Below are 22,310 nucleotides of genomic sequence, written 5' to 3' on the forward strand. Positions count from 1 at the left end.
TTGCCTGTGCGACAGGCCCTTCTAGAATAGGGGCGGCCGGCCCCGCGCAACGGGGCCGGCCAGCGGTGGTTTAGCGGTTGGACTGGCCCCAGACCCAGGCCGCCAGCAAGCGGATCTGCTCGGGAGTCAGGTTCTGCTTCTGGGCCGGCATCTGGTTGTCGCGGCCATTCAGGATGGTCTCGACGATGGTGGCCTCGGAGCTGCCATACAGCCAGACGTCATCGGTCAGATTGGGCGCGCCCAGCGCCTGGTTGCCCTTGCCGTCGGCGCCGTGGCAGGCCACGCAGTAGGTCTCGAACCCGCGCTTGCCGGCATTGACCCGCAGCGGATCGTGGGCCAGGCCGGACAGGGAGCGGACGTACTGGGCGATGGCCGAGGCCTCGTCGGGCTTGATCGCCGCGCTCCAGGCCGGCATCACGCCATGGCGGCCTTCCGTGATGGTCTGCAGGATCTGCTCCGGCGCCCCGCCGTACAGCCAGTCGCCATCGGTCAGATTGGGGAAGCCGCGGCCGCCCTTGGCGTCCGACCCGTGGCACTGGGCACAGTTGTTCAGGAACAGGCGCTGGCCGATGTCCCGGGCCTGGTCGTCGCGGGCGATATCCTCGACCGGCATGTCGCGGAAACGCTCGTACACGGGCTGGATGCGCGCGTTGAACGCCTCCTGCTCCTGCAGGACTTGCTGGCCCGCCGTGAAGCCGAGCGTGCCCTTCCAGCTGCCCAACCCCGGATACAGCACCAAGTAGCCCAGCGCGAAGATGCACAGCCCCAGGTACATCACCGTCCACCAGCGCGGCACCGGGTTGTTCAGCTCGGTCAGGTCGCCGTCCCAGACATGGCCGGTGTTCTCGACCTGCTCGACATTGCGCTTGAGCCAGGCGCGCTGGGAAAACAGCAGGTACACGCACCAGGCGATCCCGCCCAGGGCGATGGCCGCGATGTAATAGCTCCAGAAACTGCTGACGAAATCACTCATTTGATTCCCCGGTGTTCTTGTCGTTCTGATATTCCTCGGGCAAGGCGAAGGGCAGCATCGCCGCCTGCCGGTTGGCTTCGGCCCGATGCGCCGACCAGGCCCACCACACGATGCCGGCGAACGTCGCGATCGCCAGCGCCGTCACGATCCCGTTGATGACGCCGAGCATGTCAATGCCCCCCCTTGGCCATGGATTCCTGGGCTGCGGCGCGCCCGCCCACGCCCAGGCCCTGCAGAAAGGCCACGACCGCGTCTTCCTCGGTCTTGCCCTTGAGCTGCTCGGGCGCGGCGGCGATTTCCTCGTCCGTGTAGGGCACGCCCAGGGTGCGCAGGACCCGCATGCGTTCCTGGACGTCGGCGCCCTCGACTGTGTTCTTCTGCAGCCAGGGGTAGGCCGGCATGTTGGATTCCTTCACCACGTCGCGCGGATTGCGCAGGTGGATGCGATGCCATTCGTCGGAATAACGCTGGCCGACGCGGGCCAGGTCCGGCCCCGTGCGCTTGGAGCCCCACAGGAAGGGGTGGTCGTAGACGGATTCCGCGGCGATCGAATAGGGGCCGTAGCGCTGGACCTCCGACTGCAGCTTGCGGACCTGCTGGGAATGGCAGCCCACACAGCCCTCGCGGATGTAGACGTCGCGGCCCACCAGCCGCAGGGCCTCGTAGGGCTTGACGCCCTCGACCGCCGTGGTGGTGGAATGCTGGAAGAACAGCGGGATGATCTGCACCAGGCCGGAGAACGACACCACCAGGATGCTGAAGACGATCAGCAGGCCGACGTTGCGCTCCAGCATTTCATGGGAGAAGCGTTTCTTGGTACCAGACATGGTCAACTCCTTAGGCCGACGCCGGCACGGCGGATTGAGGGGCGGCATGGGCATCCGGACTTTCCAGGGGCACCACCGGATTGACCCGGGGCTGGCCGCGCACCGTCAGCCAGGTGTTCCAGGCCATCAGGCCCATGCCCGACAGGAAGAACAGGCCGCCGATCAAGCGGATGGTGTAGAACGGATAGGTGGACTTCACGACCTCGACGAAACTGTAGGTGAGCATGCCGTCCTCGCCGGTGGCGCGCCACATCAGGCCCTGCATCACGCCCGCGATCCACATCGAGGCGATGTACAGCACCACGCCCAGCGTCGCCAGCCAGAAGTGCAGGTTGATGAAGTCCGGACGGGCCATGCTTTCGCGGCCATACAGGCGCGGGATCAGGTAGTACAGCGAGCCGAAAGTGATCATCGCCACCCAACCCAAGGCGCCCGAGTGCACGTGGCCGATCGTCCAGTCGGTGTAGTGCGACAGCGCGTTGACCGTGCGGATCGACATCATCGAGCCTTCGAAGGTGGACATGCCGTAGAAGGACAGCGCCACCACCAGGAATTTCAGGATCGGATCGGTGCGCAGTTTGTGCCAGGCGCCCGAGACCGTCATGATGCCGTTGATCATCCCGCCCCAGGACGGCGCCAGCAGGATCAGGGAGAACGCCATGCCCAGCGACTGGGTCCAGTCGGGCAGCGAGGTGTACAGCAGGTGGTGCGGACCGGCCCACATGTAAGTGAAGGCCAGCGCCCAGAAGTGCACGATCGACAGGCGGTAGGAATAGATCGGACGGCCGGCCTGCTTGGGCACGAAGTAGTACATCATGCCCAGGAAGCTGGTGGTCAGGAAGAAGCCCACGGCGTTATGGCCGTACCACCACTGCACCATGGCGTCCTGCACCCCGGCGTAGGCGGAATAGGACTTCCACATCGACACCGGCAGTTCCAGGTTGTTGAAGATGTGCAGGATGGCGATCGTCAGGATGTAGGACCCGAAAAACCAGTTCGCCACATAGATGTGCCGGACACGGCGCTTGGCGATGGTGCCGAAGAACACGATGGCGTAGGCCACCCAGACCAGAGTGATCAGAATGTCCAGCGGCCATTCGAGTTCGGCGTATTCCTTGGTCGAGGTGAAACCCATGGGCAGGGTGATCACCGCGCCGACCAGCACGGCCTGCCAGCCCCAGAAGGTGAAGGCGGCGAGCTTGTCGGAGAACAGGCGGACCTGACAGGTGCGCTGCACGACATAGTAGGACGTGGCGAACAGGGCGCTGCCGCCGAAGGCGAAGATCACCCCGTTGGTGTGCAGCGGCCGCAGGCGCCCGTAGCTGAGCCAGGGCGTGTTGAAGTTCAGTTCCGGCCAGATCAGTTGCGACGCGATCAATACTCCGACAGCCATCCCCACCACGCCCCAGAAGATCGTGGCGATGGTGAACTGCCTGACGACGCCGTAATTGAAGGTTTCGGCCGGTGTCCCGGCTGTACCGGTCGTGCCCATAAACGTTCCCCTCAGAACAAGTTAAGACGTGAATTTTTGAAAAGCTGAATAATCCCTTACCCGCCCCGAAACATCCTTGACCTAGATCAAGGAGCCCCGGGGTGGACACGATCGTCATCGTCCAGGATGGCGGTGGCCGCGTCCCGTGTGTCGTCGAACTGGCCGGCGAAGATCGCCCACCAGAACGCCGCGCCGATACCCAGGACAAACAGCAGGGAGATCGGCAAAAGCAGGAATAACGCGTCCATGACCGTCAGCCCGGCATGGCGCCGGCGCGGCGGACGGCCGTCCGCCGCCCGGCCGCGTCGTCGTTCGCCGGGCGCGCCAGGCGCCAGGCGTTGGCCGCGACGGCCAGGGACGACAGCAGCATGGTGATGGCGGCCACCCAGGGCTGCACCCAGCCGCAGGCCGCCAAGGGCGCCATCAGCAGGTGCCAGGCCAGGGAGCCATGGAGATTCTGGCGCGCGACGCGCCGCATGGCGCGATCCAGCGCGGCGGGATCGCGCACCCCGTCCGCGCCCGCGCGCAGCCGCGCGGCATGGCGGGCCGCCAGGGCGGCCGGCACCGACATGGACAGGGCGCAGGGGCAGCTCATGACCAGCAGAGCGACCGTCACGGCGACCGCATGGTCGGGCCGGACGTTCCACCAGTACAGGCCGACCAGGACGGCCAGCAGGATCTGGGCGCAGACGAACCGGAAGGCCAGGCGATCGGCCGCGCGCAGCAGCTCGGCGTCGCTCCCGTCGCGGGCCTGGCCGCTGACGGCCTGGCGGGCGCAGGTCTCCAGGAAGCGTGCCGTCAGCAGGAAGGCCACGAACATGGAGACCGAATCGAAATAGACTTCCCCCGCGTCGCGCCAGGTGGCGACAACGCTGGGCACGAAGGCGGCGAGGATGCCCAGCGCCACCGGCACGTCCATGCCGACGCGCCGTCGCGCCAGGGCGCGCCAGGCGCCGCGCCACACGGGCCAGGCGCAATACAGGACCAGGGGAACGCACAGAACCAGGCTGAGCCAGTTCATCAGCACGATGGCCTGCTCCAGGGACTGCTGGGCGTCGGGCGCGCGCGCGCCGTGCCGCAGATAACCCGGGAAAGCCAGCATCATGACCTGCATCATCACCAGCCAGGCCAGCCCGGTGCGGGCCAGCATGTGCCGCCGCGCGCTGCGCATGGCATCGGTCATGTGGGGTGGAGGCGTAAAGAGAGAAGGCGCGCGCATGCAAGAACTATAGCCAGCACCCCATGACGAAACCTTGACACAGATCAATACCAGCCACAAGATCCTGTTGTTGTCGGAGAAAGGCGCGCAAAAAAAAACGGGAAGGCGCGAGCCTTCCCGAAAGCACACCGCAGGGAAGCCCCTCGCTCCACCTCGCCGCTTGCAAGCCGCTCGGATTCGCCAGGCGCGGATCAGTCCGCAGGGGACTCATCCGCGTCCGGGCTCATCCCTGCCCTCTCTCAAACCCTCTCTCAAATCATCGCGGTCAGGCCACCTGCGTTTCGTGCGCCTGGTCGAACTGCGCTTCTTCGGTCGAGCCGGTCAGCGCCGTGGTGGACGACTGGCCACCTTCGATGGCCTGGGTCACGGCGTCGAAATAGCCCACCCCGACCTCGCGCTGATGCTTGACGGCGGTGAAGCCCTTGTCCGCCGCGGCGAATTCCTTCTGCTGCAATTCCACGAAGGCGCTCATCTGCGTGCGGGCGTAGCCGTGCGCCAGCTCGAACATGCCGTAATTCAGGGCGTGGAAGCCGGCCAGCGTGATGAACTGGAACTTGTAGCCCATGGCGCCCAGTTCGCGCTGGAACTTGGCGACCGTGGCGTCGTCCAGGTTTTTCTTCCAGTTGAACGAGGGCGAGCAGTTGTAGGCCAGCATCTTGCCCGGAAACTGGCGGTGGATGGCCTCGGCGAACTTGCGCGCGTATTCCAGGTTGGGGGTGGAGGTCTCGCACCAGATCAAGTCGGCGTAGGGCGCATAGGCCAGGCCGCGGGAGATCGCCTGGTCCAGGCCGGCGCGGGTGCGGTAGAAACCTTCCACGGTGCGCTCGCCAGTGACGAAGGGCGCGTCGTTCTCGTCGATGTTGCTGGTCAGCAGGTCGGCGGCCTCGGCGTCGGTGCGCGCCACCAGCAGGGTCGGCACGTTCAGCACGTCGGCCGCCAGGCGGGCCGACACCAGCTTGGCCACGGCCTCGCGGGTGGGCACCAGCACCTTGCCGCCCATGTGGCCGCACTTCTTCACGGAAGCCAGCTGATCCTCGAAGTGCACGCCGGCGGCGCCCGCCTCGATCATGGACTTCATCAGTTCGAAGGCATTGAGCACGCCGCCGAAGCCGGCCTCGGCGTCGGCCACGATCGGGGCGAAATAATCGATATAGCCCTCGTCGCCCGGATTCTTTCCTTCCATCCACTGGATCTGGTCGCAGCGCGTCAACGAGTTGTTGATGCGCTTGACCACGCTGGGCACGGAATTGGCCGGGTACAGCGACTGGTCCGGGTACATTTCACCGGCGATGTTGGCATCGCCCGCCACCTGCCAGCCCGACAGGTAGATGGCCTTCAGGCCGGCCTTGACCTGCTGCATGGCCTGGTTGCCGGTCAACGCGCCCAGCGCGTTCACGAAGTCTTCGGTGTGCAGCAGTTCCCACAACCGTTCGGCGCCGCGACGCGCCAGGGTGTGCTCCACCACCATCGAGCCGCGCAGCCGCACCACTTCGTCGGCGCCGTAGCCCCGCTTGATACCTTGCCAGCGGGCGTCTTCGGCCCAGCTGCGTTGCAGGTTGCGCACTTCGGTTTCGCGAGAGGTCATGATGATGCTCCTGAAAAAGAAGAAAAAACGGATCGTCGATGAAACACAGTCTACGCCGATGGTGCGCCGCACACATCACTTATATCTTATATAAGACATAAAATTTTTATCTTTTAAATCATATATATATAATATGCATTACATGTTATGAAATTATATTTCTGACAATGAAAAGACAGAATATGCAGCGCAGCATTGTATTTTCATATACTGAAATGAAAATGCCATCATGTGAAAATCCGGCCTGGATAGGGAAGCGTCGGCGGTAGAATGAGGGCACCGTCCCCCCCGAGGGACATGAGACGGCCTCCTTCGCGAGGCACCCGAACGTTCCCCTTTCCGCCACGCCATGAACCCCGATTCCCTTTCCGCCAGCCCGCTGGGACGCGCCACCCCGGGTTCGACGCGCTACGATCCGACTCTGCTGTTCCCGATCGTCCGCGCCGACACGCGCGCCGGGATGGACCTGCCCCGGGCGGCCCACGGCGCCGACATCTGGAACGCCTACGAACTGTCCTGGCTGAACGCCAAGGGCAAGCCGGTGGTGGCGATCGGCCGCTTCACAGTCCCCATGGACAGCCCCAGCCTGATCGAATCCAAGTCGCTCAAGCTCTACCTGAACAGCTACAACGAGGAACGCTTCGAATACGCGGACATCGTCCGCCAGCGCCTGCATACGGACCTGTCCCGGGCTTGCGGCAAGCCCGTGCACGTGGAGATCCTGTCGGTGCGGCCGGCCTTCGAGCTCAGTTGCGCGCCGCTGCGCGGCACCTCCATCGACGACCAGGACCTGGATTTCGAGACCGGGCAGACGCCCCGCCCCGACAGCCTAGTCCTGTCGGAGCCCGCCCCCTTCGTGCGCGAGATCCTGGTGTCCGAGCTGCTGAAGTCCAACTGCCCGGTGACCGGGCAACCCGACTGGGCCAGCCTGCAGATCCGCTACGCCGGCCCGCGCATCGACCATGCCGGGCTGCTGCGCTACATCGTGTCGCTGCGCCGACATCAGGAATTCCACGAGCTGTGCGTGGAAAAGATCTATGGGGAAATCATGCGGCGCTGCGCGCCGGAGGAACTGCTGGTCTACGCGCGCTACACCCGGCGCGGCGGGCTGGACATCAACCCCTGGCGGGCCAGCCACCAGCCCACCGACATCGGCCAGACACGGACGCTGCGACAATAGGCGGACGGGGGCGGCTTCAGGCCCGGTCGCGGATCTCCGGCCAGGCCTTCTTCAGGTAGTAGCACATCGACCAGACCGTAAGGATGGCGGCGATCACGATCAGGACTCCGCCGACGACGCGGGTGGAAACGCCCCGCAGGGGCTGCCAGTACAACAGGCAGGGAATGGCGACCATCTGCGCGGCGGTCTTGAACTTGCCCAGCCAGTGGACGGCCACGCTGCTGCTGGCGCCGATCTTGGCCATCCATTCGCGCAGGGCCGAAATGGTGATCTCCCGGCCGATGATCACCAGGGCGATCAGGGAATCGACGCGATCCAGGTTCAGCAGGATCAGCAGCGCCGCGCAGACCATCAGCTTGTCGGCCACCGGGTCCAGGAACGCGCCGAAGGCCGAGGTCTGGTTCCAGCGCCGCGCCAGCCAGCCGTCGAGCCAGTCCGTGGCGGCGGCCACGATGAAGGCCAGGGCGGCGGCCGTGTCGCGCCAGCCGGACCCGGTCCAGGCGTCGGGAAGGTAGTAGAGCCCCACGATCAGGGGGATCATGGCGATGCGCAGCCAGGTCAAGGCGATGGGGATGTTGAGCGGCATGATAGGCGTAATACTACCCTAAGGAACCGTCCGCCGCCCGGGCGTCCGGCCCGCCCCGCGGACACGCGCCGGGGCCCCGGAGGACGGCCGGCGCACCGGCGATCCCTACCTCAGGGCATGATAGATGCGCTCGGCCAGGGCTTCGGAAATCCCCTCGACGCCGCGCAGTTCGTCGATGCTGGCATCCACCACGCCGCTGAAGCCGCCGAAGCGCGCCAGCAGGTTCTGGCGCCGCTGCTTGCCCACGCCTTCGATGTCCTCCAGGCGCGAGACGTTGCGGGCCTTGGCCCGCCGGGCGCGCATGCCGGTGATGGCGAAGCGGTGGGCCTCGTCGCGGATCTGCGCCACCAGCATCAGGGCGGCGGATTCCACCCCCAGCGCCACCGGGGGCCGGCCGTCGACGAAGACCAGGGTCTCCAGGCCGACCTTGCGATGGTCGCCCTTCTTCACCCCGACGATGCGGCTGACGTCCAGGCCCAGCTCGACGAAGACCTGGCGCGCGACCCCGACCTGGCCCTCGCCGCCGTCGATCAGCACCACGTCGGGCATCTCGACCTCGCCGTCGGCCACCCGCGTGTAGCGCCGCGTCAACGCCTGGCGCATGGCGGCATAGTCGTCGCCCGGCTCGATGCCGGCGATATTGAAGCGCCGATATAGCGACGGCTGCATGGCGTGATGGCGATACACCACGCAGGACGCCTGCGTGGCCTCGCCCGCCGTGTGGCTGATGTCGAAGCACTCGATGCGCAGGGCGTCGAGCGCTTCGTCGTCCGTGTCCAGGTCCAGTTCCACGGCCAGCGCCCGCGTGCGCGCCTCGCGCGCGCTGGATTCGGACAGGCGCTGCGCCAGCGCCATCCGGGCGTTGCGCTGCGCCTGCTCCAGCCAGGCGCGGCGCGCGCCCTGGGGACGGGTCAACACGCGGATACGGTGTCCATGCTGCTCGGACAGCAGCGCCGCCAGATCGGGGTCGGACGGAGCGTGCGAGCACACCAGCACAGGCGGTGCCGGGTTGTCGGCATAGTGCTGGGCCACGAAGGCGCTCAGTACCTCCTCGGCGGACTCGTCCTGGGCCTGGGTCGGGAACAGGTGCTTGTCGCCCAGGTGCCGTCCGGCCCTCACCATCGCCAGGTTGACGCATACGCGCCCGCCCGCGAGCTCCACCGCGATGATGTCGGCGCTGTCGTCGCCCACCTGCTCCATGGTCTGCTGCTGCAGGACTTTCGCCAACGCGCGCATCTGGTCGCGCAGCGCGGCGGCCTGCTCGAAATCCTGGCGCTCGGAAGCGGCGGTCATGCGCCGCTCGATGTCCTCCAGGACCTCCCCGGCCCGGCCTTCCAGGAAACGGATGGCGCGCTCGACATCGGCCCGGTAGTCCTCGGGCGAGATCAGATCGACGCAAGGTGCGGAGCAGCGGCCAATCTGGTACAGCAGGCACGGGCGCGTGCGGTGAGCGTAGACGCTGTCCTCGCAGGTGCGCAGGCGGAAGACCTTCTGCAGGATCTGGATGGTCTCGCGCACCGCCCAGGAATTGGGATACGGTCCGAAGAAGCGGCCCGGGCCGTGGGTGCTGCCCCGGTAGTACACGATGCGCGGGGCCTCGTGCGCGGTGATGTGCAGGTAGGGGTAGGACTTGTCGTCCCGGAAGAGGATGTTGTAGCGGGGCTTGAGGCGCTTGATCAGGTTATTTTCCAGGATCAGGGCCTCGGCCTCGGTGCGCGTGACCGTGATCTCGGTGCGCGCCACGCGCGCCAGCATGTGCTCGATGCGCGGACCGTGGCCGGACTTCTGGAAATACGAACTGACGCGGCGTTTCAGGTCGCGCGCCTTGCCGACGTACAGGACCTCGCCCTGGGCGTCGATATGGCGGTAGACTCCCGGCAGATGCGGCAGGTCAGATAGAAAGGTTTTCAGATCGAAGGCTTCGGGCACGGAGATACCTCGGATCGGACAGCAGCCCCGTCCAGTCGGGCGCGGGCCGGGACGGCGCCAGCCGCCGGACGCGGCGAACGGCCTGGGAGTCCAGAGGACGGTCCGCCAGCGCCGCCAGCAGCTCGTCGGCCAGGTCGGGGCGGTTGCAGACCAGCACCATGTCGCAACCTGCGTCCAGCGCGGCCCGGGCCCGGGCACTGATGTCGCCGGCTACGCTCGCGCCCTCCATGGTGAGATCGTCCGAGAACACCACACCATCGTATTCCATCTGGCCACGCAGGATGTCGGTCACCCAGCGGCGCGAGAACCCGGCCGGTTCGGGCGCCACTTGCGGATAAATGACGTGGGCCGGCATCACGGCCGGCAGCGCCAGGTCGCCCAGCCAGCGATACGGCGCCGCGTCCGCGTCCAGGATCTCGTCCAGCGACCGATCGTCCACGGGAACCGCCAGGTGGGAATCGGCCGCCACGGCGCCATGGCCGGGGAAATGCTTGCCGCAGGCCGCCATGCCGGCCTGGGACAGGCCCTGGATCAGCGCGCGTGCCAGCAGGGCCACGACGGCCGGCTCTTCGTGCAGCGCCCGGTTGCCGATCACCTCGCTGACCCCGTAATCCAGATCCAGCACGGGCGTGAAGCTGAAATCCACGCCGCAGGCCCGCAATTCGCTGGCCAGCACGAAGCCAGTCTCGGTGGCTGCGCGCAGGGCGGTCTGGGGGTCGCGGTCGTACCACTGGCCGAAGGCCCGCATCGCCGGCAGCGGGGTGAAGCCGTCCGTGCGGAAACGCTGCACCCGGCCGCCCTCGTGATCCACGGCGATCAGCAGAGGCTCGTCGCGAACGTCGTGGATCGCGGCGCACAGCGCGGCGAGCTGGGCCCGGTCGGAGAAATTGCGCGCGAACAGGATCACGCCGCCGACCTGCGGGTGGCGCAGGCGGGCACGCTCGGCGTCCGTCAGTTCCAGCCCGGCCACGTCGACCATGACGGGGCCCGGGGCCATGACGGCGAGGCCGCCCGAATGCGCGTTCTGTTGCGGGGTCATGCGATGCTTTCCTTGGAATGGGGTCCGACGGACAAAGCTTCGATCACGACGAAGGCCGCCACCATGTCGGCCTCGTCGGTCACGGATACGTGCGCCCGGCCGAAGCGAATGGCGTACCAGTCGGCCAGAGGGCCCGACAGACGGATTTCGGGCGCGCCGCCGGGCCGGTTCAGGATCTGCGCCCGGGACCAGGTCATGGGCATGTGGATGCCCAGCCCAATGGCCTTGGAAAAGGCCTCCTTGGCCGCGAAGCGGGTTGCCAGGTAGAGGATGCCCCGGCGCGGGTCGCGCGCCCGACGGCGATGGTGCACGAGCTGCTCGTCCGCCCCCAGGACGCGGCGGACGAAACGGTCGCCGTGCCGCGCGTAGATGCGCTCGATGCGCTCGACCCGCAACAGATCGGTGCCGATGCCGGCGATGGCTCCAGTGGACACGAAGGACTCCGAAGTAACAGCGATGGAGGAGCGCCCGGGACCGCCCCGGGCGGCCCGGCGCGGGTCACAGCCGGATGAAATGTTCCCGGTAGTGCTTGAGCTCGTCGATCGATTCCTGGATGTCGGCCAGCGCCTCGTGCTTGCTGGCCTTGACGAAGCTGCGGTAGACCTCGGGCTTCCAGCGCAAGGACAGTTCCTTCAGCGTGCTGACGTCCAGGTTGCGGTAATGGAAGTAGGCCTCCAGCCGAGGCATGTACTTGACCATGAAGCGGCGATCCTGGCCGATGGTGTTGCCGCACATCGGCGACTTGCCGGCCGGCACCAGCGGTGCCAGGAATTCCAGCAGGATGTCCTCGGCCTGCGGCTCGGTCAGAGTCGAGGCCTTGACCTTGTCGATCAGGCCGCTCTTGCCGTGGGTGGACTGGTTCCACTTGTCCATGCCGTCCAGCACGGCGCCGTCCTGGTGGATCACCAGCACCGGCGCCTGCGCCACCGGGGTCAGGTCGGGCTCGGTAACGACCATGGCGACTTCCAGGATGCGCTCCTTTTCGGGATCCAGACCCGACATTTCCATGTCCAGCCAGATCAGACGCTGATCATTCGCGGCCATATCCTATAATCCTCTGCTAGCAAAGAACCGATTTTCGCACATTGGCCGGACGGACATGCTGACCCTCCTGTTTCTCGCCTGCCTGGTGGGCGACCTGCTCCTGCGCTACTGGCTGGCTCGCCGCCAGATCCACCATGTGCTCGCGCACCGCAACGCAGTCCCCGCCGCCTTCGCCGACCGCATCGGCCTGCACAGCCACCAGCGCGCCGCCGACTACACCGTGGCCCGCTGCCAGCTGTCCATGGTCGAACGCATCGTCGAGGCCGCCGTGCTGCTGGGCCTGACCCTGCTGGGCGGCCTGCAGGCCCTGGACCTGGTCCTGGGCCGCCTGATCGAATCCGAACTCTGGCGCCAGATGGCTCTGGTGGGCGTCGTGCTGGCCCTGCTGGGCGCCGTCGGGCTGGCCTTTTCCGCCTGGCGCACCTTTCGCCTGGAGGCCCGCTTCGGCTTCAACCGCATGACGCCCCGCCTGTTCATTACCGACGCCCTGAAGATGCTGGCCGTCACCCTGGCGCTGGGCGCCCCGCTGCTGGCCGTCATCCTGTGGATCATGGAATCGGCCGGCACCGCCTGGGCCTGGTGGGCCTGGGGCGTGTGGGTGGGCTTCAACCTGCTGGTCCTGTGGCTGTACCCCAGCTTCATCGCCCCGCTGTTCAACCGCTTCACGCCGCTGGACGATCCCGAACTCACCCAGCGCATCCACGCCCTGGCCAAGCGCTGCCGCTTTGGCCTGTCGGGCCTGTTCGTGATGGACGGATCACGGCGCTCCGCCCACGGCAACGCATATTTCACCGGCTTCGGCCGCCACCGCCGCATCGTGTTCTTCGACACCCTGCTGGCGCGCCTGAACACCAACGAGGTCGAGGCCGTCCTGGCCCACGAACTGGGCCACTTCGCCCACCACCACATCCTGCGGCGCCTCATCGTCAGCTTCGCCGCGGCCGGCGTGCTGCTGCACCTGCTGGCCTGGTTGTCCACCCGGCTCTGGTTCTACACCGGCCTGGGCGTCATCCCCCAACTGGGCAGACCCAACGACGGCCTGGCCCTGGTGCTGTTCATGCTGGCCCTGCCGGTGCTGACGTTCTGGTCCACACCCATCGCCAGCCTGCTGTCGCGCCGCGACGAGTTCCAGGCCGATCGCTACGCGGTGCGGCAATGCGGCGCGGCGCCTCTGTCCAGCGCACTGGTGAAGCTCTACGACGACAACGCCGCCACACTGACGCCGGATCCGATCCATTCCGCCTGGTACGACAGCCACCCGCCGGCCCCCGTGCGCATCGAGCACCTGCGCGATGGCTGAATCCGCCGGGCTGCAGGGCCGCGTCGTCGCCGGCCACGGACGCCACTACGACGTCGAAATCGATGGCGGCGGCCCGCGCCGGTGCTACACGCGGGGCAAGAAGGCCGGCCCGGCCGTGGGCGATCGGGTACGCGTGCGTCCCGAAGGCCGCCGGGAAGGCGTCATCCTCGACATCCTGCCGCGCAGCAATCTGTTCTATCGCTCCGACGCCCAACGCAGCAAGCAATTCGCCGCCAACATCGACCAGTTGCTGCTGGTGCTGGCCCCCGAACCCGAGTTCTCCGACGACCTGATGGGCCGCGCCCTGGTGGCGGCTGCCAGTGCAGGGGTGCCTGCACTCATCGTACTGAACAAGGCCGACCTGCCCGGCGCCTCGGCCGCCCGCTCACGGCTGGCGACCATCGAATCCCTCGGCACACAGGTCATCATGCTCAGCGCCCTGGACACGGACCAGGCCCGCGCCCTTCTGAATCCCCGACTGCGGGGCCACCTCACACTGCTGCTGGGCCAGAGCGGCATGGGCAAGTCCACCCTGCTCAACGCACTGGTGCCCGAGGCCCTGGCGGCGACCCGGGCGCATTCCGAAGCCCTGGGCACCGGCCGCCACACCACGACCCGCACGCAGCTCTACTCCCTGCCCGAAGGCGGCGGCCTGATCGACTCGCCCGGTTTCCAGGCCTTCGGCCTGCAGCACCTCAGCGCCCACGACATCGAGCAGGGTTTTCCGGAATTCGCCCAGCCGATCGCCGAATGCCGCTTCTACAACTGCACCCACCGCCACGAGCCGGGCTGCGGGGTGCTGGCGGCCATCGAGCGCGGCGACGTCCGCGCCGAGCGCCATGCGCTGTACATGCGCATCCTGGCGGAAAACGAGGCGGCCCGGCGGTATTAGTGTTCCGTTCGATTAGCGTGAAAGACAGGCATTTCTGACCGAGCGCCCCCCCAGCCATCGAAGGCTGTAAGGGCTAGGGCGGTGCGGCTCAGGCGCTGGCAGGTTGGATAAATCCGAACTTGGTCAGAGCCTTGATCCAGCGTGGAGCGTTGCGTTGAACGGATAGGGCCTCATAGTCGGTGGCGCTGTCCCGGTAGTGTTCGCCACGCTGGAGTATGAAGAAGATCGTTCGCAGTATTTTGTGGCCGATGGCGATGATGGCCCGTTTATAGCCACGGCGCACCATCAAGGCCTGGAATTTCGATTTGAAGACGGATTGAGTACGGCTAGCGGCGTGAGCGAACTCGCACAACAGGCGCCGGACATACAGATTGCCCTTGCGAACACGACCGGATTTACGCTTGCCGGCTGATTCGTTGTTGCCGGGGCAGATGCCGACCCAGGAGGCAAGACGATCGGCACTACCAAAGACATCCATGTCGGAGCCGATTTCGACCAACAGCATGGCAGCCCCGATCTGATCGACGCCGGGAATGGTTTGCAGCAGGGCCAAGGCGTTGTGTTCGGATTTCAGTTCGGCGAGCAGCCGGGTATCGAAGCGAACGATACGGGCCTCGATTTCCTCGACATGCTGCATCAGTTCATCCAGGACGAAGTGATGGCTGGCCGTCAGGTCGCCTTGCAGGGCGTCGAAGATTTCCTCGCGGCTGGCCTTCAGGCGGCGACTGGCAAGCTTGAGCACCTCCTGCGGCGCTTGTCCGGCGATGATCGCCTTGACCATGGCGCGTGCCGACTGGCCGTGCAGATCACTGACCACCACCCCCAGGCGCACGCCGCTATCGGTGAGCACCTTGTGCAGACGGTTCTTCTCGCTGGCCAGTTGCCCGACAAGTTTCTGTCGTTGGCGGGCGATCAGGCGCAGTTCCCGCAGCTTGGCCGGCGGTACAAACGAGCCGCGCAGTAATCCCGCTCGCGCCAGCGTCGCTAACCAGTGGGCATCACCCACATCGGTCTTGCGGCCCGGCACGTTCTTCACATGTCGCGCATTGACCACCTTGGCGCAGATGCCACGCGCTTCCAGTGCCGCATACGGGCTCTTCCAGTAAATGCCGGTGCTCTCCATCACGACTTCGTCGGGGCGTAGTGACGCCACCCAGTCGGCCAGTTCCCGACGGTCTCGCTTGAACGCGCCGAATTGACGTTGCTCGATGCGTGCGCAGCCGTCTGCTTCCTCGATCAGCGCACAGGCCGTGATCTGCGCCTGATGAATGTCCAGACCGATCACCCGTTTGTATAACGCTCCCAGTTCCATACCACCTCCTGTCGATTAGACTTAAGGGTGGAAGGTGGCGGGTGCCGGGACTGAACGTGCCTGAAGGCGACATGTCGCCAACGGCCTGTTTAGCGTGCGCTCTCTAGGGAAGCAATCCGGGGTGCGAGTCAGTCCGGCCGGTCACGTTAGCCGCGGGGTCGAGCCGCCAAAAACTTTTACGACCTTCACCCAACACCTTCCACCCCAAAGTCTCTTTCATCTTCAGGGGTGGTGCCTACCACCATGATCGTTAGTCAAACGGAACACTAATACCGCAATCCTGACCGCGGCACCCGCCGCGCCCGCTTGCGTGACTAAAGTCCGACGGAGGGATGGCCGGACCCGATGCCCGGCCCGCGCTCCGGCGGCGTCCCGGCCCCGTCGGGAGCACCGGCGTCCAGAGCGGCAATACCCCGCGAGGCCGACAGAAAACGGTAGAAGTTGCGGATCAGGATCGCCGTGGCACCCCAGATGAAATGAGATTCCCAGCGGATCGCGAAATAGCATCGGCCATGACCCAGCGAGGTTTCCAGCCGGTGCAGCACGTGCTGGCCCGGGTCCATCAGGATCGCCAGGGGCACCTCGAAAACCTCGGCAACCTCGGATTCGTCGGGCCGGATATGGAAGCCGGGCAGCAGTTCGCCGATCACCGGCGTCATCAGGAACCGCGTCGTGGTCAGCAGCGTCGGCTGCGTGCCGATCACCTGGACGAAACGCCGCTCGACGCCGATTTCCTCCCGGGTCTCGCGCAGGGCCGCCGCGACCGGATCGCTATCGAAGGATTCGATGCGTCCACCCGGAAAGCTGACCTGGCCCGCATGATGGTGCAAGTGCGCGGCACGGCGCGTGAACAGGACATGCAGGCCGGCATCGCGCTGGACCAGTGGCATCAGGACAGCCGCCTGACGCGCCTGTGCATGAAAAGCTCCGCCAGGCTCGAAAGCCTGCGCGAACAAGGGTTCGACCCGCCAATCGACCGGGCGCCGGAACGCCTGGCGAATATAGTCCAGCCGCAGGCACTCCGGCGGCAACGCCGGCAGAGGAGCGCTGGGCAGGACGGGCTGGATCCGGGGATCGAAGCTGGTGGCGCGATCTCCGTCCGAGCCCGGCATCCGATACGACATGGAATCCCGATGATGAAATCCCGGCGCGGCTCGATCACGCCGAAAAAAACAAGGCACCCGAAACGGGTGCCTTGGGTTGATCCGCGATGCCGTGATCAGACGGCCTTGCGAACCAGCTTTTCCTTGATGCGAGCGGCCTTGCCCGTCAGGTTGCGCAGATAATACAGTTTAGCACGGCGGACGTCGCCACGGCGCTTGACCTCGATCGAGGCAATCTGCGGCGAATACAGCTGGAAGGTCCGCTCGACGGCTTCACCCGACGAAATCTTGCGCACGGTGAAGGCGGAATTCAGACCGCGGTTGCGACGGGCGATGACCACGCCTTCGTAGGCCTGGGCGCGCTTGCGCGAGCCTTCGACCACGTTGACGCTCACGACGACCGTATCGCCAGGGGCGAATTCGGGAATGACGCGGCCTTCGGTCAGGCGCGCGATTTCTTCTTTTTCAAGGGTTTCGATCAGGTTCAAGATAGGCTCCAGGGCATCATGGGTACCGGGTTTTGGGCACGGACGTGGATATATTGGAAATACCGGACCAGAGGATGCAAACGAATGATTATATCAGAATCCGGCTGCCGCACCCAGCCACATCATGCCCGGGATCATGGCGGCCCAGCTCAGGACCATGAGGACGTCGCCCGCCAGCGCCGCCAGGCGGCGCCAGCCGATCCTCAGGCCCGCGCGAGGCCGGTGAGCCCGGACCGGCATCTCGCGTGTGCGCCAAGACGCACGCCCGGCGGGACGGCCCCCCCACGATCCGCCCGACACCCAGGGCCCTTGCAGCACACCCCGGGTATTCGCGCGCACGACCCGCGCCGCGCCGCGCCCCGACCTGTCGCGCACGGCGACGCCCGCGCCGGCCCAAGCCCCATTCCAAGCCATCGATCCAGCCATGCCAATCTCCCGGTGCGCCCGGCGTGAAAGCCGCCGGGACTGTTGTTTTATCCAGTATTCATGAATACTGTACAAAGAAACAGTATCCGGCGCAAGTGGGAGAATCGTGGAGGGAGGATCATGGCCCGAAGACGGTAACGAAAAGGGAAGCAACGGGAAGGCGGAGCAACGGCGGCCATGCGCCGCGGCGGGCGGCGCATGATGCCCAGAAACAGAAACCCCGGCGCCGGGCGAAGTCCGGCCGGCGGGGTATCCCGCCGGCCCGCGCTTGCGGAGCCGGCATACCCTGGATCCGATACCGAAGGATCAGAGGTTCGGTTGCGGCGTGGTGCGCAGATAAGGACGGATTTCGGTGTAGCCCTTGGGGAATTTTTCCTTCAGGACGGCCGGATCCTTGATCGACGGAGCGATGATGACGTCCTCGCCCTGCTTCCAGTTCACCGGAGTCGCAACGCTATAGTTGTCCGTCAGCTGGAGGGAATCCAGGGCGCGCAGGATCTCGTCGAAGTTGCGGCCCGTGCTGGCCGGGTAGGTCAGGATCAGGCGGATCTTCTTGTTCGGGTCGATGACGAACACCGAGCGCACCGTGGCGGTGGTGCTGGCGTTCGGGTGGATCATGTCGTAGAGGGTCGCGACCTTGCGGTCCTCGTCGGCCAGGATCGGATACCGGACGTCGGTCTTCTGGGTGTCGTTGATATCCTTGATCCAGTCCAGGTGCGACTGCTTGCCGTCGACCGACACGGCGATCACCTTGGCGCCGCGCTTGGCGAATTCACCCGACAGGATGGCGGTATAGCCCAGTTCGGTGGTGCAGACCGGCGTGAAGTCGGCCGGATGGGAGAACAAGACCCCCCAGCTGTCGCCCAGGAATTCATGGAACTTGATTTTCCCCAGGGAGGATTCCTGTTCGAAATCGGGGGCGGTGTCGCCCAGACGCAGAGTGGCCATCGATAGCTCCTGTTGTTTCAAGTGTCTGCCGCCCGGACGATCCGGGCGGCGAATTAGTTTAAACACTTAAGATTTTTACAGAATATAGGAGACTATTGAAATGCCCTGTCGTTATTTCTATATCCGCATCCTAGACCTGTGCCTGACGCACATAGCGGTCGACCAGTCCGCCGTCCCGGATGGCGGACTGCAGCGCCAGCGCGCGCGGCAGCACATGGGCGGCATACTGCACGGCCGTGGCGATCTTGTTCGGATGGAAGGCATCGGTCGAGCCCTCGCCGATGGCAGCCGCCGCGGCCAGGGCGGAACGCCCCAGTTGCCAGCCCGCGTGCACCGTCCCGGCCAGCATCAGGCACGGCACGCTGCCGGTGAACACACCCCGGATATCCTCGCGGATGTGCTCCAGCACGAAGGCCAGCGCCGACTCGTAGGCCCCGGCCGCCGTCTCCAGGCGCTCGCCGATCATGTCCAGGGCCTCGGCGTGTACGCCGCCGGCCGCCCGCAGGGCCGCCGCCGTCTCGCGCATCCCGGCGATCTGTTCGCGCGCGACGGCGCCGCCGTCGCGCGCCAGCTTGCGGCCGATGAAGTCATTCGCCTGGATCGCCGTGGTGCCTTCATAGATGGGAAGGATGCGAGCGTCGCGGTAGTACTGGGCGGCGCCGGTTTCCTCGATGAAGCCCATGCCGCCATGCACCTGCACGCCCAGCGAGGCGACCTCGACGGAAGATTCGGTGGAGAACGCCTTGACAATGGGCACGAAGTATTCATACGCAGCCTTGCAACGGGCGCGCTCCGTCTCGTCCGTCAGATGAACCGCCTTGTCCCGGTAGCCGGCCGCCACGTAGGCCACGGCACGCGCGCCCTCGGTCAGGCCGCGCATGATCCCCAGCATACGCGCCACGTCGGGGTGGCGGATGATGGGCACCGGACCGTCGGAACCTTCCAGGGCGTTGCCCTGGATGCGCTCGGCCGCGTAAGCCGCCGCATGCTGCAGCGCGCGCTCGGACACCGCCACGCCCTGCAGGCCGACCGCGTAGCGCGCCGCGTTCATCATGATGAACATGTATTCCAGGCCGCGGTTTTCCTCGCCGATCAGGTACCCGACGGCGCCGCCCTCGCCCGCCTCGCCCTGGCCTGAGCCGTACAGCAACACCGCCGTCGGACTGCCATGGATGCCGAGCTTGTGCTCCAGGGATGCGCATACCACATCGTTGCGGGCGCCCAGGCCGCCGTCTTCCTTGACCAGGAACTTGGGCACGATGAACAGGGAGATGCCCTTGACACCCTTGGGCGCGTCCAGCGTGCGCGCCAACACCAGATGGATGATGTTTTCCGCCATGTCGTGATCCCCATACGTGATGAAGATCTTCTGGCCGGTGACGCGGTAGCTGCCGTCGTCCTGGCGCACGGCCCGGCTCTTGAGCAAGGCCAGGTCGGAGCCCGCCTGCGGCTCGGTCAGGTTCATGGTCCCGGTCCAGCGGCCTTCCAGCAGGGGCGGGATGAAGCGGGCCTTCTGTTCGTCCGAACCCACCATGGACAGAGCCTCGATCACGCCGTCGGTCAGCAGCGGACACAGGGAAAAGGCCAGGTTGCCGGCGTTGATGCTTTCAGTGACCGGCGCCGCGACGAGCTTGGGCAGGCCCTGGCCGCCCAGTTCGGCCTCGTGCGGCAGGCCCTGCCAGCCGCCTTGCGCGAAGGCCTGGAACGCCGCCTTGAAGCCGGGCGTGGTATGTACGCCGTCCTCGCTCCAGCGGGCCGGCTCTGTATCACCCGCGCGGTTCAGCGGCGCGATTTCCTGTTCGACGAAACGCGCGTTTTCCTCCAGCACGGCATCGACGAGGTCCTCGGAGACCTCCTCGAAGCCCGGCAACGCCAGCACGCCCCGCAGGTCGGCCAGCTCGCGCAGAATGAAACGGATATCCTGGGTAGGAACCTGGTATGTCATCGCAATTCCTGTGATGCGCGGGGGACGGCCCCCGCATGAAGCGGCGCGGGCCCTAAGAAGGGCCCCCACGCCGCGCCTTCGGCTCGCTGCCACCCGAGGGGGCGCTTTTCGCCTTGGGGCGGCCCGGCGGCGAAAAGAGGCCCCCACGCCGCGCCTTCGGCTCGCTGCCCCCCGAGGGGGCGCTTTTCGCCTTGGGGCGGCCCGGCGGCGAAAAGAGGCCCCCACGCCGCGCCTTCGGCTCGCTGCCACCCGAGGGGGCGCTTTTCGCCTTGGGGCGGCCCGGCGGCGAAAAGGCCCCGCGAGGTCGGTCGGATCAGGCTCAAAGCGCCTGGACGAGTTCGGGCACGGCCTGGAACAGGTCGGCCACCAGGCCGTAGTCGGCCACCCCGAAGATCGGCGCCTCGGCGTCCTTGTTGATCGCCACGATCACCTTCGAGTCCTTCATCCCCGCCAGATGCTGGATCGCCCCCGAGATCCCGACGGCCACGTACAGCTGCGGCGCCACGATCTTGCCCGTCTGACCCACCTGCCAGTCGTTGGGCGCATAGCCCGCGTCCACCGCCGCGCGCGAAGCCCCCAGCGCCGCGCCCAGCTTGTCGGCCAGCGGATCCAGGATCTTGAAATTCTCCGCGCTGCCCAGCCCCCGTCCGCCCGACACCACCACCTTCGCGGCGGTCAGCTCCGGACGGTCGCTCTTGGCCAGCTCGCGGCCCACGAACCGCGACTTGCCCGCATCGCCCACCGCGTCAACCGTCTCGACCGCCGCCGAGCCGCCCGTCTCGGCCACCGGATCGAAGGCCGTCGTGCGCACCGTGATGACCCGGGTCGCGTCGGCCGACTGCACCGTCGCCAGCGCGTTGCCGGCGTAGATCGGACGCACGAACGTGTCGGCCGATTCCACCGCCACGATGTCCGAGATCTGCGCCACGTCCAGCCTGGCCGCCACCCGCGGGGCCACATTCTTGCCCGAGGCCGTGGCCGCGAACAGAATATGACCGTAGCCGCCGGCCAACGCCAGCACCTGCGCGGCCAGATTCTCCGCCAGCCCCTCGGCCAGCGCCGCGCCGTCGGCCAGCAGCACCTTGCTCACCGAGGCCACCCGCGCGGCCTGGTCGGCCACGGCGCGCGCCCCCGAACCCGCCACCAGCACGTGCACTTCGCCCCCGATGGCCGCGGCCGCCGCCACCACGTTGCGAGTCGCCGCGCCCAGCCGGGCGTTGTCATGTTCAGCAATGACCAGAATGCTCATTTACACCACCTTCGCTTCGTTCTTGAGTTTGTCCACCAGCGCGGCCACGTCGGGCACGATCACGCCGGCCGAGCGGCTGGGCGGCTCGGCGACCTTCAGCGTCTTCAGGCGCGGCGCCACGTCCACGCCCAGGTCCCCGGGGGCGACGCTGTCCAGGGGCTTTTTCTTCGCCTTCATGATGTTGGGCAGCGTCACATAGCGCGGCTCGTTCAGGCGCAGGTCGGTCGTGATCACGGCCGGCAGCGCCAGGCTCAGCGTCTCCAGCCCGCCGTCGACCTCGCGCGTGACCTGGACGCGCTCACCCTGGACCTCGACCCGGCTGGCGTTGGTCGCCTGCGGCCAGTCCAGCAGCGCGGCCAGCATCTGGCCGGTCTGGTTCGCGTCGTCGTCGATCGCCTGCTTGCCCAGAATCACCAGGCCGGGCTGCTCCTTGTCCACCAGCGCCTTGAGCAGCTTGGCCACCGCCAGCGGCTGCAGCTCGGCGTCGGTCTGCGCCAGAATGCCCCGGTCCGCGCCAATCGCCAGGGCCGTGCGCAGCGTCTCCTGACACTGCGACACCCCGCACGACACGGCCACGATCTCCGTGGCCGCGCCCTGTTCCTTCAGCCGCACCGCCTCTTCGACCGCGATCTCGTCGAACGGGTTCATCGACATCTTGACGTTGGCGATGTCCACGCCAGTGTGATCGGATTTCACGCGCACCTTGACGTTGTAGTCAACCACGCGCTTGACCGGTACAAGGACCTTCATCGAGCATACTCCAGAATGGAAAG

23 protein-coding genes are annotated in these 22,310 nt (G+C 66.5%); 3 read left to right on the top strand and 20 right to left on the bottom strand.

All coding sequences use genetic code 11. From position 1 onward, the window contains the following. Nucleotides 1-70: 70 nt before the first annotated feature. The 7 genes from ccoP to aceA form a co-directional block, all read right to left on the bottom strand. The gene (gene ccoP, locus ACTPOE_RS06065; protein ID WP_458871303.1) at nt 71-973 is read right to left on the bottom strand and encodes a cytochrome-c oxidase, cbb3-type subunit III; all 903 of its coding nucleotides are present in this window, start codon (nt 971-973) and stop codon (nt 71-73) included. Beyond that, nucleotides 966-1,142: a cbb3-type cytochrome oxidase subunit 3 gene (locus tag ACTPOE_RS06070; RefSeq protein WP_458871304.1), complete on the bottom strand. Its 177-nt coding sequence runs from the start codon at nt 1,140-1,142 to the stop codon at nt 966-968. Before ACTPOE_RS06070 ends, ccoP begins: the two co-directional genes overlap by 8 nt. A gap of 1 nt (nt 1,143) precedes the next feature. Then, nucleotides 1,144-1,800: a cytochrome-c oxidase, cbb3-type subunit II gene (ccoO, locus tag ACTPOE_RS06075; protein WP_458871305.1), complete on the bottom strand. Its 657-nt coding sequence runs from the start codon at nt 1,798-1,800 to the stop codon at nt 1,144-1,146. A gap of 10 nt (nt 1,801-1,810) precedes the next feature. Further along, nucleotides 1,811-3,292: a cytochrome-c oxidase, cbb3-type subunit I gene (gene ccoN / locus ACTPOE_RS06080; RefSeq protein ID WP_458871306.1), complete on the bottom strand. Its 1,482-nt coding sequence runs from the start codon at nt 3,290-3,292 to the stop codon at nt 1,811-1,813. Between the two features lie 86 nt (nt 3,293-3,378). Then, nucleotides 3,379-3,540, bottom strand: coding sequence for a cbb3-type cytochrome oxidase assembly protein CcoS (gene ccoS, locus ACTPOE_RS06085; protein WP_458871307.1), 162 nt, complete (start codon nt 3,538-3,540; stop codon nt 3,379-3,381). 5 nt (nt 3,541-3,545) lie between these two features. Beyond that, nucleotides 3,546-4,511 carry a P-type ATPase gene (locus ACTPOE_RS06090; RefSeq protein ID WP_458871308.1) on the bottom strand — a complete coding sequence of 322 codons (966 nt, stop codon included), beginning with the start codon at nt 4,509-4,511 and terminating at the stop codon, nt 3,546-3,548. A 265-nt stretch (nt 4,512-4,776) separates the two neighbouring features. Next, complete coding sequence (aceA, locus tag ACTPOE_RS06095) at nt 4,777-6,096, bottom strand: isocitrate lyase (protein ID WP_458871309.1); 1,320 nt, start codon at nt 6,094-6,096, stop codon at nt 4,777-4,779. Between the two features lie 349 nt (nt 6,097-6,445). Here aceA and queF point away from each other — a divergent pair, with 349 nt between their 5' ends. Beyond that, entirely contained in the window at nt 6,446-7,276 is an 831-nt protein-coding gene (queF, locus tag ACTPOE_RS06100) for an NADPH-dependent 7-cyano-7-deazaguanine reductase QueF (RefSeq protein WP_458871310.1), read from the top strand. 16 nt (nt 7,277-7,292) lie between these two features. Here the strand turns inward: queF and pgsA are convergent, their stop codons facing one another. From pgsA to orn, 5 genes are all read right to left on the bottom strand, one after another. Beyond that, entirely contained in the window at nt 7,293-7,862 is a 570-nt protein-coding gene (gene pgsA / locus ACTPOE_RS06105; RefSeq protein WP_458871311.1) for a CDP-diacylglycerol--glycerol-3-phosphate 3-phosphatidyltransferase, read from the bottom strand. A gap of 105 nt (nt 7,863-7,967) precedes the next feature. Continuing rightward, nucleotides 7,968-9,791: an excinuclease ABC subunit UvrC gene (gene uvrC / locus ACTPOE_RS06110; RefSeq protein ID WP_458871312.1), complete on the bottom strand. Its 1,824-nt coding sequence runs from the start codon at nt 9,789-9,791 to the stop codon at nt 7,968-7,970. Continuing rightward, nucleotides 9,754-10,830, bottom strand: a complete 1,077-nt coding sequence (gene nagZ / locus ACTPOE_RS06115; protein ID WP_458871313.1) for a beta-N-acetylhexosaminidase — start codon at nt 10,828-10,830, stop codon at nt 9,754-9,756. The genes uvrC and nagZ overlap by 38 nt, the downstream gene beginning before the upstream one ends. Then, complete coding sequence (gene acpS, locus ACTPOE_RS06120) at nt 10,827-11,264, bottom strand: holo-ACP synthase (RefSeq protein WP_458871314.1); 438 nt, start codon at nt 11,262-11,264, stop codon at nt 10,827-10,829. Before acpS ends, nagZ begins: the two co-directional genes overlap by 4 nt. A gap of 64 nt (nt 11,265-11,328) precedes the next feature. Continuing rightward, complete coding sequence (orn, locus tag ACTPOE_RS06125; protein WP_458871315.1) at nt 11,329-11,874, bottom strand: oligoribonuclease; 546 nt, start codon at nt 11,872-11,874, stop codon at nt 11,329-11,331. Between the two features lie 55 nt (nt 11,875-11,929). Here orn and ACTPOE_RS06130 point away from each other — a divergent pair, with 55 nt between their 5' ends. Together ACTPOE_RS06130 and rsgA are read left to right on the top strand one after the other, a co-directional pair. Further along, nucleotides 11,930-13,174 carry a M48 family metallopeptidase gene (locus ACTPOE_RS06130; RefSeq protein ID WP_458871316.1) on the top strand — a complete coding sequence of 415 codons (1,245 nt, stop codon included), beginning with the start codon at nt 11,930-11,932 and terminating at the stop codon, nt 13,172-13,174. Then, nucleotides 13,167-14,066: a ribosome small subunit-dependent GTPase A gene (rsgA, locus tag ACTPOE_RS06135; protein ID WP_458871317.1), complete on the top strand. Its 900-nt coding sequence runs from the start codon at nt 13,167-13,169 to the stop codon at nt 14,064-14,066. The genes ACTPOE_RS06130 and rsgA overlap by 8 nt, the downstream gene beginning before the upstream one ends. Before the next feature lie 88 nt (nt 14,067-14,154). Here the strand turns inward: rsgA and ACTPOE_RS06140 are convergent, their stop codons facing one another. The 8 genes from ACTPOE_RS06140 to ACTPOE_RS06175 all read right to left on the bottom strand — a co-directional run bounded on the left by ACTPOE_RS06140 (nt 14,155) and on the right by ACTPOE_RS06175 (nt 22,287). After that, nucleotides 14,155-15,378, bottom strand: a complete 1,224-nt coding sequence (locus ACTPOE_RS06140; protein WP_458870713.1) for an IS110 family RNA-guided transposase — start codon at nt 15,376-15,378, stop codon at nt 14,155-14,157. Between the two features lie 314 nt (nt 15,379-15,692). Continuing rightward, a complete protein-coding gene (locus ACTPOE_RS06145; RefSeq protein WP_458871319.1) occupies nt 15,693-16,502 on the bottom strand; it encodes a CoA pyrophosphatase in 810 nt (269 codons plus the stop codon). 95 nt (nt 16,503-16,597) lie between these two features. Continuing rightward, on the bottom strand, nt 16,598-16,969 hold the full coding sequence (gene rplS, locus ACTPOE_RS06150) for a 50S ribosomal protein L19 (protein WP_458871320.1): 372 nt from the start codon (nt 16,967-16,969) through the stop codon (nt 16,598-16,600). A 93-nt stretch (nt 16,970-17,062) separates the two neighbouring features. Then, entirely contained in the window at nt 17,063-17,395 is a 333-nt protein-coding gene (locus ACTPOE_RS06155) for a hypothetical protein (protein WP_458871321.1), read from the bottom strand. Nucleotides 17,396-17,701: 306 nt separating this feature from the next. Beyond that, a complete protein-coding gene (locus ACTPOE_RS06160; RefSeq protein ID WP_458871322.1) occupies nt 17,702-18,343 on the bottom strand; it encodes a peroxiredoxin in 642 nt (213 codons plus the stop codon). Between the two features lie 130 nt (nt 18,344-18,473). Next, nucleotides 18,474-20,288 carry an acyl-CoA dehydrogenase gene (locus ACTPOE_RS06165; protein ID WP_458871323.1) on the bottom strand — a complete coding sequence of 605 codons (1,815 nt, stop codon included), beginning with the start codon at nt 20,286-20,288 and terminating at the stop codon, nt 18,474-18,476. Between the two features lie 319 nt (nt 20,289-20,607). Further along, entirely contained in the window at nt 20,608-21,537 is a 930-nt protein-coding gene (locus ACTPOE_RS06170) for an electron transfer flavoprotein subunit alpha/FixB family protein (protein ID WP_458871324.1), read from the bottom strand. Further along, on the bottom strand, nt 21,538-22,287 hold the full coding sequence (locus ACTPOE_RS06175) for an electron transfer flavoprotein subunit beta/FixA family protein (RefSeq protein ID WP_458871325.1): 750 nt from the start codon (nt 22,285-22,287) through the stop codon (nt 21,538-21,540). Nucleotides 22,288-22,310: the final 23 nt, after the last annotated feature.

The organism is Castellaniella sp. WN, from assembly GCF_054457555.1.